Raw genomic sequence first — 12,322 nt, forward strand, 5'->3', positions numbered from 1 at the left:
TAGTGTCTTTCCTATTTTTATAGGTTACAAAGGATCATATGGAAGGAGAAATAATAATATGATTTCGAAATTAGAAAATGGGGCCGTTTGGTACGATACAAACGGTAATATAATTCACGCTCATGGCGGGCATATGCTATTCAAAGATGGATTTTACTACTGGTATGGGGAAAATAGAACAAAAGATAATTATGTAAGCTGTTATCGTTCAAAAGATTTAATGAACTGGGAGTTTAGAAATAATATTTTAACAACTGATTCAAAGACTGAAGCTATCCGAATTAGAACAGATTTAAGATTGCTCAATGAATTAGGGGGAAAGGTTAATTTAGAGCGCCCTAAAGTGCTTTACAATGAATTAACTCAAAAGTATGTACTTTGGGTTCATTATGAGAATGGAATAGATTATAGCTGTGCTGCTTGTGCAATTGCAACTAGTGACAGTCCAGATGGAGATTTTGTCTATCATGGCAGCTTTAATCCCTATGGCTATATGTCAAGAGATTGTACCTTATATAAGGATGAAGATGGAACAGCATATTTTATTTCTGCGTCAAGAGATAATGCTGATTTACATGTTTATAAGCTTACAGAAGATTATATGAATGTAGAGAGTTTAGTTCATAAGCTATGGCAGGGAGAATATAGGGAAGCTCCAGCCCTTGTAAAGAAGGGTCAAGTATACTATATGATTTCATCCTTTTGTACCGGTTGGGAGCCAAATCAATGTAAATATGCATTTGCAAATTCAATAGATGGAAGGTGGAGTTTACTGAAAAATATAGGAGACGAAACTACTTATTGTACTCAGCCTGCGTTTATTCTACCAATTGAAGGTGATGAACAAATAACTTATATTTATGTTTCAGATAGATGGGATGGAGAAAATTATCATAATTCTAGGTATGTATTTCTGCCTATTGACTTTAACAAAGATGGCAGTATTTCTATAAATTATTGCCATGAATTTGAGATTAATATAAATGATGGTAAATTCATAGCAAAAGATAAATAAATGAAGGTATTAAGTAGCTTAATAATATATTACTCGCCTATCTTTTAATTAAACAGTGTATATTAATATAAAGGTATTAAACATAGAGGTGAAAATTAATGAATCATGTGAATAGATATAATAAGCCAAACATAGTGTTTATATTAATTGATGATATGGGGTGGAAGGATTTAAGCTGCTATGGTAGTGATTTTTATGAAACTCCTAATATAGACAAGCTTGCAGAGGACGGAATGCTTTTTACTGATGCTTATGCAGCTTGTCCTGTTTGTTCTCCGACAAGAGCAAGCATAATGAGCGGGAAGTATCCGGCTAGAGTAGGGGTCACCGACTGGATTGGAGCTCATACAAGAGGAAAACTTATTGATGCACCATATGTGAAGTATCTTCCTCTTGAAGAAAAAAGCTTAGCTCAAGCTTTAAAAGAAGGAGGATACAATACCTGGCATGTTGGAAAGTGGCATCTGGGAACAGAAGAGTACTATCCTGACAAACATGGTTTTGATGTAAATATCGGAGGCTGCCATTTAGGCCATCCAGCTAAAGGATACTTTAGTCCTTATGACATTGAAAATCTTAGTGATGGTATAGATGGAGAATACCTAACAGATAGAATTACGAATGAGGCAATTAGATTAATTAATAATAATGATGGAAAACCATTTTTCTTAAACCTATGGCATTATACAGTACATACTCCAATAGAAGCCAAATATGAGGATATAAAGCGATTTGAAGAAAAGGCAAAAAAATTAGGAATTAATAAGGTAAAGTGTATTGAAGAAGGAGAGTTTTTCCCTTGTAATTATAAAAAACATTTAAAAGTCCAAAGGAGAATTATGCAATCAGATTCGGTATATGCTGCTATGATTTACAACTTAGATTGGAATATAGGCAGATTAATGAAGGTGCTAGAAGAAAAAGAACAACTCGAAAATACTGTAGTTATATTTACATCCGATAATGGAGGGTTGGCAACAGCTGAAGGGTCTCCAACTTGTAATGCTCCTTTAAGTGAAGGAAAGGGGTGGATGTATGAAGGAGGTGTTCGGGAGCCTCTAATTGTAAGATGGCCAGATGTAGTAGCACCAGGAAGTATTTGTTATGAGCCTGTTACATCTCCAGATTTTTACCCTACAATACTTAAGATAGCAGGTCTTCCATTAATTCCTGAGCAGCATATGGATGGAAAAAGTTTTGAGGCTCTATTAAGAGGTAGTGATAGTTTTCAAAGAGGACCAATCTTTTGGCATTATCCTCATTATGGAAATCAAGGGGGAACCCCTGGATGTGCTATTAGAGTTGGCGATTATAAACTAATTGAGTTTTCTGAGGATAATAGGCTAGAACTTTATAACTTAAGAGAAGACATTAGTGAAGAAAAAAATTTGGCTGACAAGTTACCTGAATTAGCTTTAGAAATGCATGAAAGGTTAATTGTATGGAGGAACAGCATAGAGGCGAAAATTCCAGCACCTAATCCGGAATATTGTCCTTTAAGATAAACTCGAAGCCTAAAAAATATATTATGTGTAGTCTTTGTTAAATAAACAAAATCATTTTTATATAAATAGATTTTAAGGAAAGAGATGAATGCTAGGAATGGCTGAATATTTATTTAATATTTATGAATCCTTAGAAATACCATATGACTTAAAGATTTTTAATGATAATATTCCTGGAACATCAGAACCAGCAATCCGTATAGATGCACCTGAAAAAGGTGGGAAAATCTTCTTCAGCGGTAATGAAGGAACAGTTGGTAATGTTCCCTGGAATAAAGACAGATATTTAGTAGTGCCTGTATATTTTAAAGAGGAGCATTCACTATATTTTCATATGTGCTTTTGGGAAGCAGGAAGCGATAAAGATAGATTTTCAGATATAGCAATGGGGGTTCTTCCGGGTTTCAAAGTAGATGTATGTTTAAAATTAGAAAGTTTAGATTTGAATACTTTATTTTTACCTCGTACCCCCGGTAGATTAAAAAATGTATCTGTTGGAACACCAGTTAAGGCAGAGAAGGTCAATAGATTTAGTGTTGAGATTCCTGCGTCATCCAATCCTCAAACAGTTTGGATAGGTGTGCCGAGACTGATGGATGAAGAGCCAGTTTATAAAATTCCAAATAAACCTATGGTAGATGAACTTGGCCAACTAATTGAAAAACAATGGACAGGTAAGACAGAAAGTGTTGAAGCTATGGCAGCTGGGCTAAAGAATTGGATAAAAGAAGTTCATGAACCGCTCAAAGGTGAGTTTGATACTGTAGGAGGATGGACAAAATATAAAACAGCTTCAACAGGCTTTTTTAGAACGGAGAAGTTTAAAGACAGATGGTGGCTTGTAGATCCGGAAGGACATCTTTTTTTCAGCGTAGGACCGGATTGTGTTGGGCCTTATTCAGAGGTACCAGTAAATGGAATAGAGGGTTTATTCAGTTGTCTTCCGCTAAAAGAAGGCATCTTCAGTGAGGCTTGGAGGCATAATGGTACGGGAATAGATTCTGTAAGTTTTATAACAGCTAATTTAATCAGAGTATTTGGAGAACAATGGAGAGAATCATGGAAGGATATAGTAAGAAAGCAGTTGAGGGAATATGGGTTTAATACTATAGCTAATTGGTCTGTTTCAAATTTAGGAACAGAATTAAAGATGCCATATGTTACTGAAATAGGTTTCCCTGATACAGAAAGAAAAATTTTCAGAGATTTTCCTGATGTGTTCAGTGAAGAGTATGTTGAAAGTGCCCATTGCTGTTATAAAAGACTTAAAAATAAAGCAGAAGATTGTTATATGATTGGCTACTTCCTTAGAAATGAGCCTAATTGGGCTTTTGGAGATTACAATATTGCTGAGTTTTTAATTGCAAATCCCGAAAGTTTTGTTTCAAAGGATGAAATGATTAAATATTTGTCCAATAAATACAAAAAAGATATACTCAAGTTTTCAGAAGCTTGGAATCTAAAACTTACAAGTTTTAATCAGCTTAAAAATCCCATAGAGAAAGCATCAAAGCTTTCTCAACAGGCAGAAAGAGATTTAAGAGAGTTCAATCGTATTCTTATAGAGCAATACATAAAGGTACCTGCACAAGTAGCGAAGATATATGATCCTAACCACTTGAATTTAGGCTTGAGATGGGCATGGGTTGTATCTGATGATTTCTATGCCGGAAGCAAATACTGCGATGTATTTTCAATAAATTGCTATAAATTAAATCCAGATGCAGAGGAAATTAAAAAGGCATCAGAGATTACAGGATTACCGGTTATCATAGGGGAATTTCATGCTGGTGCATTGGATGTGGGATTATTGTCAAATGGACTAAGGGGGATGAAAAATCAGAAAGAAAGAGGAAAATTCTATAGTTGGTATGTGGAAAAGGCAGCGGCCATACCGCAATTAGTAGGAGTACATTATTTTCAATGGAACGACCAGGCAGTTCTAGGAAGATTCGATGGAGAGAACTGTAATATTGGACTTATAGACGTATGCGGAAAACCATATGAAGAAATGATGGAGTATGTTAAAAACACCCACAAAAGGATATATGAAATTTGTGCGGGAGAGGTAAAACCTACAGAAGAAAAACCTGAAGAAGTGGTACGGGAAGGTTTTTAATAAGGAGATAAAGATGAAACCAAATGTAATTCTAATTGAAGTAGATCAAATGAGAGGAGACTGTCTTGGGATTTTAGGACATCCTGTAGTTGAAACCCCATATCTGGATACAATGGCTAGTCATGGGTATTTATTTGATAGTGCCTATTCAGCGACACCTACTTGTGTTCCAGCAAGAGCTTCCATACTTACTGGCATGTCCCAGAAATCACATGGAAGAGTGGGATATATGGATAAAGTTGACTGGAATTATGAACATACAATTGCTTCAGAATTTGCAAATGCAGGCTACCATACACAGGCTATAGGAAAGATGCACGTATATCCTACAAGAAATCTCTGTGGATTTCATAATGTTGTTCTGCACGATGGCTATTTTCACTATTGCAGAAACTCTAACGTTCCAATGAGTGAGCATTTTGATCAATGCGATGATTACTTAAATTGGCTAAAAGAAAAAAATGTTAATATTGATTTAATTGATTCTGGATTAGAGTGTAATTCCTGGATATCAAGACCGTGGATGCATAGTGAAGAGTTTCATCCAACAAATTGGGTAACAGCACAATCTATAGATTTTTTGAGAAGACGAGATCCAAGAAAGCCATTTTTCCTAAAGATGTCCTATGTAAGACCACATTCACCATTAGATCCTCCTGAGGTTTATTATAATCAGTACATAAACGAAGATATAGAAGATTCCCCAATTGGAGATTGGGCTGATACAGAAGATAAAGAAGCATCAGGAAAAATCTTTAACTGTACAAAGGGAATAGTTAATAAAAAAGCATTGAAGAGAGCAAAAGCTTCTTATTACGGGCTGATAACTCATATCGACCACCAGATAGGAAGATTTCTTCAAGTTCTATCAGAGTATAACTGTTTAAATAATTCTATAATACTATTTACGTCAGACCATGGAGATTTATTAGGAGATCATAATCTATTTAGAAAGACCTATCCATACCAAGGTAGTATATCTGTACCATTTATAATATATGATCCAGGCAAGTTATTGGGAGAAAATAGAGGACAGACTATTTCCAAGGTTGTTGAACTAAGGGATATAATGCCTACATTATTAGATATAGCAGGTGTAGATATTCCAGATACTGTAGATGGGAAAAGCATCAGAATATTAATAGAAGGAAATTTAAATGGGAATTGGAGAGAATACATACATGGGGAACACAGCGGAGGTGCTGTTTCCAATCACTATATAGTTACAGAAAAAGATAAGTATATATGGTATTCTCAAACTGGCCAAGAGCAATATTTTAATTTAAAAACTGATCCCAAAGAACTTCACGACCTTATTGGAGATGATAAATATTCTTCAAGAATCCAGGATTTAAGAAGCAAGCTAATTAAGGAACTGGAGGGAAGAGAAGAGGGGTACACAGATGGAAATAAACTAATAGTTGGAAGAGCCCCTAAGGAATGTTTAAAACATATACTATAGGATAGTAATCTTTCAGTAGATAAGCTGGGAAAAGGCAGGGAGGTATATATAACAGGATTGCCATATACACCAGAGAATGTTAGAATGCTGTTAAGAGCTATACATTAGTCAGCCTCTAAAGAGGAAAAAATATACAGCTGGTATATAAAAATAAACATGAGGAATTTATTTTAGTTAAAACCTTATGGAATTAAACGGGTTTCTGTTAAATAAGGTAGGATTATTTAAATTATAAAGAAAGCTCTGTCAGATAATGATGGAGCTTTCTTTCGATATAAAATTTAATGGGGAGTGAGCTATGAAAAATTATAGTATAAAGAAAATAAGGCAAGAAAAAATGAATATGCAACTATGGAATGACATTCCATCACTATCTATAGAATGTTACCCGTGGGATGAGAATAATTATAGACCTTTAACTGAGGTTAAACTTGTTTATAATAATTCAAAGCTTATGGTAAAGTTTATATGCGTAGAAAAAAATCCTATTGCTAAATATCTTGATTTTAATGGACCTGTATACAAAGACAGCTGTGTAGAATTCTTTTTTAATCCTTTACCAAGTGAATCTTCACAATACATAAACTTAGAAATTAACTCTAAGGGTAATTTCCTATTACAAATCGGTAAAGATAAGGAGAGTAGGAAATTTATAGATGATGTTGATAAAAATATATTTAATGTTATAAGCTATACTGGACCCGATTTTTGGTCTGTAGAATTTGAGGTACCATTTTGTTTTGTAGAAAAATATTATGGAAAGATAGAATTTAAATCAGAGTATAAAATTAAGGGGAATTTTTATAAGTGTGGAGATGAAACAGTATATCCTCATTATGGCTGTTGGAATGAAATAACTAATGGTACCCCTAATTTTCATCTTCCACAGTATTTTGGTGAATTAATTTTAGAATAGATACAAGTTGTGCTGCCAAATTAAAGGAGAGCTTCGATGAATTTTACAAGAACAGTTTTAAATGATGAATTTCAGATAGATAGTATAATAACTGTGCATTATTTTGAGTTTGCTTGCGACTATATTTTTGAAGGAGAAACTCATAATTTTTGGGAGCTTGTGTATGTAGACAAAGGTGAGTTGGAAATTATGGCAGATGATAAAGGTTTCAAGCTTAAGCAGGGAGAGATGATCTTTCACAAGCCTAATGAGTTTCATAATTTGTGGGCTAACGGAAAAATTGCGCCTAATATTATTGTGATATCCTTTGAATGTAGATCCAAAGCTATGAAATTTTTTGAAAATAAAATTGTTTCCACAGGAGATGTAGTTAAAAATTTATTAGCACAAATAATTAAAGAAGCTTTAGAAGCATTTTCCACTCCGTTAAATGTTTCTAGCACAACTAGTCTGGAAAAAAAGACAGAGTCACTTTTTGGTTCAGAACAATTAATAAAAATTTATTTGCAACAGCTTTTAATATACCTAGTAAGAAGGAGTACAAATATTTTACCACATGATAGGCTTTCTTCTTCTGTTAGAGAAAGAACTCATAATGATATGACCAATAAAATAATAAGCTATCTGGAGGATAATTTACGACACAACATTACATTTAATGATGTATGCCAATATTCCAGTCTATCTCCTACCACTCTAAAAGCAATGTTCAAGGAGCTGACTGGCACTGGTGTTATGGAGTATTATAAATCTCTTAAGGTAGAGGAAGCTAAAAAACTTATAAGGGAAGGCAAATTTAACTTTACTGAAATTGCAGAGATACTAGGGTACTCATCTATTCATTATCTTTCCAGACAATTTAAAAATGCTACTGGTATGTCGCCTTCAGAATACGCTTCCTCAGTTAAAGCAAAGATATAGAAAAAGCTAGGACAATAGCAAAAAATGCTATTGTCCTAAATTGTTATGTTTGTCTAAAAGTGCAAATAATTAGACCTTATTGCTAAAGAATAATTGATTAAAAAATAATATTATAAAATCAAGGATAATTTATAGAGTATGTTAACTATATTTAGGAAGTTTATATAATAAAATCTTATGAATGATGAAAAGGTGGAAGAAAATAAATGAAAAATGTTGTTTGTTTTGATGTAGGTGGTACGTTTATAAAATATGCAATAATTAATTCAGATGGAAAGATATTGCTTAAAGATAAGTTCCCTACACCTAGATATAATTGTAAAGTAAGCATACCTGAAGAAATGATGAAAATAATAGAAAATCTACGAGGACAATTTAGCATTGATTCTGTTGGAATTTGTACTGCTGGATTGGTAGATAGTAAAAATGGTGTAGTAACGGTTGCGTATAATTTCCATGAATATTCAGGGGCTAGATTGGCAGAGACAATTGAACAGAAGACTGGATTAAGGACTTTTGTTGAAAATGATGTAAACGCTGCTGCATTAGGTGAGATGTGGATTGGTGCTGCAAAAGGAGAAAGTACTTTTGTATGTATTGCACTTGGCACAGGAGTTGGAGGAGCAATTGTAATTAACGGAAACGTATTTGGTGGAGTAAGCGGAGCAGCTGGAGAAATAGGGCATATAATTGTAAATCAGCAAGGGGAACAGTGCTCATGTGGGAGCAAAGGCTGCTATGAAAGATACTCTTCTACTTCAGCTTTTATAAGAGACTATGTAAATAGCGCTGCAAAACTTGGTATAAAAGTTGATGAAGCAGAAATCAATGGTGAAAAAATTATGATGCTTGTTAAGTCTGGAGACAGTTTAGCAGTTGAAGTATATAAAAGATTTGTTGACAATATAGCAACTGGCATTGTAAGTATAACTCACCTTTTAGATCCAGGGCTAATAGTTGTAGGAGGAGGAATATCCGCTCAAGGTAAGACCTTTTTCGAAGATTTAAATTCAAGTTTTAGAGAGAGAGTAATCAGTAGTTATGCAAGTCATACAAAGATTGTGCAAGCTCAGCTTGGAAATGATGCTGGAATATATGGAGCATGCTATATTGCACTATAGGCGCAAGAAAAGGTCACTAAGCTATAACTGCTTAGTTACTTTATAAACATGAGAAACAAATACATTATAAAGTTGAGGAAATGGAGGAATTAGAATGGAAGTATTAGTAACAGGTGGTGCAGGATACATTGGAAGTCATGCTTGCGTTGAACTGCTGCAGGCAGGCTACCAGGTAGTTGTAGTAGATAATCTTTGCAATAGCAGCGAAGAAGCTATAAAAAGAGTTGAAGAAATAACTGGTAAGAAACTGAAATTTTATAAAGAAGATTTATGTAATCAAAATGGATTAGAGGAAATTTTCAAAGATAACAATATTGAGGCGGTTATGCATTTTGCTGGTTTAAAAGCTGTTGGAGAATCAGTTGCTATTCCACTTAAATATTATACCAACAATATTTTCAGCACATTAACTTTGTGTGAGGTAATGAAAAAATTTAATGTTAAAAATTTAGTGTTTAGCTCATCTGCTACAGTATATGGAAATCCAATAAGCTTTCCTATAAAAGAAGATTTTGCACTTAGCGCTACAAATCCATATGGGCGTACTAAGCTTATGATTGAAGAAATTCTAAGAGATCTATATGCAGCAGATAAGAGCTTAAATATAGCAATACTTCGTTATTTTAACCCTGTGGGAGCTCACCACAGCGGGCTTATTGGTGAAGATCCTAATGGAATACCAAATAACTTGGTTCCATTTATAACCCAGGTTGCAGTTGGAAAGCTTAAGAAGCTGAATGTTTATGGAAATGACTATGATACACCTGATGGAACAGGAGTAAGAGACTATATACATGTAGTTGACCTTGTTATAGGGCACTTAAAAGCGCTGGAAAAGTTAATGACTAATCCTGGGCTTGTGACTTATAATCTTGGAACTGGAAAAGGCTACAGCGTCCTTGAAATGATAGAAGCCTTTAGAAAGATTTCTGAAAGAGAGATTGCATACGAAATTGTTGATAGAAGACCAGGAGATATTGCAGTTTGCTATGCTGATACTTCACTGGCACAAGAGCAATTGGGTTTTCATGCGGCAAAAGGTCTTTTAGAAATGTGCGAGGATTCCTGGAGATGGCAGGTAAATAACCCAAACGGGTATAAAAAATAATGCATTAATATGTTGAAAGGAGCATTAAGAATATGGTTAAGACAACTCTTGTCGTTATGGCAGCTGGAATGGGAAGCAGATATGGTGGATTAAAGCAGATAGATCCTATAGGACCTAATGGAGAAATTATTATAGATTATTCTATCTATGATGCTATAAAGGCTGGTTTTCAAAAGGTTGTATTTATTATTAAAGAAGATAAAAAAGAAGATTTTCATAATATAATTGGTGCTAAAATAGAAAAATTAGTTGAAGTAGAATATGTATTTCAAAAGGTTGAAGATTTGCCAGAAGGTTTTGAGGTTCCAGAGGGCAGAGTAAAACCATGGGGTACAGGTCATGCTGTTTTATGTTGTCGCGATGTTGTGGATACTCCTTTTGCTGTAATTAATGCAGATGATTTTTATGGTGCCTCTACCTTTAAAATAATTCATGATTTTCTTGTGAATGCTAAAGACAGCAAGGGATGTTATGATTATTCAATGGTTGGATTTCTGCTGGAAAATACTCTTACAGATCATGGACATGTTGCTCGTGGAGTATGCAGCGTTGATGACGAAGACTATTTAAAGGAAATTAATGAAAGAACTCATATTGAAAAGTTTGATGATGGTGCAAAATACACTGAGGATAATGAAACTTGGATTGATATTCCTAAAGGCAGTACTGTTTCTATGAATATTTGGGGCTTTACACCTAGCATCTTTACAGAATTAAAGAGTAATTTTCCAAAGTTTTTAGAAGAGAGTAAAGGCAATATATTAAAAGCTGAGTATTTCTTGCCAACTGTTGTTGACAAATTGATATCTCAAGGCAAGGCAAAAGTAAAAGTACTAAGATGTAATGAAAAATGGTATGGTGTTACTTACAAGGAAGATAAGCCTCAAGTAAAAGAAGCGATAAGAAAATTAATAGAAAATAGAGTTTATCCAGAAAATTTATGGGGGATTAACGATGGAAAATAAGTGGAATTTTAAAGAGCTTGTTAAGAATTTTGATTTCGAAGGTGAATTTATAGAGGCAAATAGGTATGGACATGGGCATATAAATGATACCTTTGAAGCTCGCTTTAAAAAAGAAGATGGAACTATAAGAAGATATATAATGCAGAGAATAAATACTTCAATATTCAAAACTCCTGAAAATTTAATGGAGAATATTGAAAATATAACAGAGCATTTAAAGAAAAAAATTATACAAGCAGGAGGCAATCCGGAAAGAGAAACTTTAAACTTAATTAAAAGCTTAGATGGAAAAGGTTTTTACAAAAGTGAAGAGGGAGATTACTGGAGAAGCTATATTTTCATAGAGGGAGCAAAAACTTATCAAGTTGTTGAAAACTTAAACCATTTCTACAACTCTGGTAAGGCGTTAGGAAAGTTTCAGCAGCTGCTTTCTGATTTCCCAGCAAGCAAGCTTCATGAAACCATACCTAATTTTCACAACACAGAAAAAAGATATCAAGATTTTATGGAGGCTGTAAAATTAAATGCTGCAGGAAGATTAAATGAAGTCTCTGCTGAAGTAGAATTCGTAATGGAGCGTGCTAGCGAAGCTAACGTATTAGTTAACCTTATCAAAGAAGGAAAGCTTCCAATTAGAGTTAGCCATAACGATACAAAATTCAATAATGTAATGATAGATGACGTAACTAATGAAGGAATATGCGTAATTGACCTTGATACAGTAATGCCAGGATTATCCCTTTACGATTTTGGAGATTCAATTCGTTCAGGTGCTAATCCAGCAGAGGAAGATGAAATAGATTTATCAAAAGTATGTATGGATTTAGAACTTTTCGAAACCTATACAAAAGGTTACTTGGAAATGGCTGGAGAGTCTCTAACAGAAACTGAAATTGAATACCTGCCTTTCTCCGCTAAATTGATGACTTTTGAGTGCGGTATGAGATTTTTAGGGGATTTCCTTAATGGAGATACTTATTTTAAAATCCATAGAGAAAAGCATAATCTTGACAGAGCTAGAACACAATTTAAGATGGTAGCTGACATGGAAAATAAACTTGAAGAAATGAAAGCTATTGTTAGAAAATATATAATTAAATAATTTTGCATAAAGATTGAGCTGAGAATAAATATCAAGATGGAACCATCCACTTTGATATTTATTTTCTTTTAAGTTTTTGATTTAATGA

The 12,322-nt window shown here is 33.9% G+C and carries 10 protein-coding genes and 1 pseudogene; all 11 read left to right on the forward strand.

Annotation, left to right across the window (positions count from 1 at the left end; all coding sequences use genetic code 11):
* The first annotated feature begins 58 nt into the window (after nt 1-58).
* A complete protein-coding gene (locus NBE98_RS00545; RefSeq protein ID WP_250811292.1) occupies nt 59-1,015 on the forward strand; it encodes a family 43 glycosylhydrolase in 957 nt (318 codons plus the stop codon).
* A 98-nt stretch (nt 1,016-1,113) separates the two neighbouring features.
* The gene (locus tag NBE98_RS00550) at nt 1,114-2,520 is read left to right on the forward strand and encodes a sulfatase (protein WP_250811294.1); all 1,407 of its coding nucleotides are present in this window, start codon (nt 1,114-1,116) and stop codon (nt 2,518-2,520) included.
* A gap of 88 nt (nt 2,521-2,608) precedes the next feature.
* Nucleotides 2,609-4,639: a hypothetical protein gene (locus NBE98_RS00555; protein ID WP_250811296.1), complete on the forward strand. Its 2,031-nt coding sequence runs from the start codon at nt 2,609-2,611 to the stop codon at nt 4,637-4,639.
* A gap of 13 nt (nt 4,640-4,652) precedes the next feature.
* Nucleotides 4,653-6,101 carry an arylsulfatase gene (locus tag NBE98_RS00560; RefSeq protein WP_250811298.1) on the forward strand — a complete coding sequence of 483 codons (1,449 nt, stop codon included), beginning with the start codon at nt 4,653-4,655 and terminating at the stop codon, nt 6,099-6,101.
* Nucleotides 6,102-6,116: 15 nt separating this feature from the next.
* Nucleotides 6,117-6,209: pseudogene (locus tag NBE98_RS22565) on the forward strand (lacto-N-biose phosphorylase central domain-containing protein); the annotation flags it as partial.
* 190 nt (nt 6,210-6,399) lie between these two features.
* Nucleotides 6,400-7,017, forward strand: a complete 618-nt coding sequence (locus tag NBE98_RS00565) for a carbohydrate-binding family 9-like protein (protein ID WP_250811301.1) — start codon at nt 6,400-6,402, stop codon at nt 7,015-7,017.
* A gap of 36 nt (nt 7,018-7,053) precedes the next feature.
* Nucleotides 7,054-7,938 carry an AraC family transcriptional regulator gene (locus NBE98_RS00570; RefSeq protein ID WP_250811302.1) on the forward strand — a complete coding sequence of 295 codons (885 nt, stop codon included), beginning with the start codon at nt 7,054-7,056 and terminating at the stop codon, nt 7,936-7,938.
* A gap of 206 nt (nt 7,939-8,144) precedes the next feature.
* The gene (locus NBE98_RS00575; protein WP_250811303.1) at nt 8,145-9,059 is read left to right on the forward strand and encodes an ROK family protein; all 915 of its coding nucleotides are present in this window, start codon (nt 8,145-8,147) and stop codon (nt 9,057-9,059) included.
* Between the two features lie 94 nt (nt 9,060-9,153).
* Nucleotides 9,154-10,167: a UDP-glucose 4-epimerase GalE gene (gene galE, locus NBE98_RS00580; RefSeq protein ID WP_250811305.1), complete on the forward strand. Its 1,014-nt coding sequence runs from the start codon at nt 9,154-9,156 to the stop codon at nt 10,165-10,167.
* Nucleotides 10,168-10,199: 32 nt separating this feature from the next.
* Nucleotides 10,200-11,132: a sugar phosphate nucleotidyltransferase gene (locus NBE98_RS00585; RefSeq protein WP_250811307.1), complete on the forward strand. Its 933-nt coding sequence runs from the start codon at nt 10,200-10,202 to the stop codon at nt 11,130-11,132.
* Nucleotides 11,122-12,234: a phosphotransferase enzyme family protein gene (locus NBE98_RS00590; protein WP_250811308.1), complete on the forward strand. Its 1,113-nt coding sequence runs from the start codon at nt 11,122-11,124 to the stop codon at nt 12,232-12,234. Before NBE98_RS00585 ends, NBE98_RS00590 begins: the two co-directional genes overlap by 11 nt.
* The last annotated feature ends 88 nt before the right edge of the window (nt 12,235-12,322 follow it).

The organism is Clostridium swellfunianum (genome assembly GCF_023656515.1).
Lineage (GTDB): Bacteria > Bacillota > Clostridia > Clostridiales > Clostridiaceae > Clostridium_AT > Clostridium_AT swellfunianum.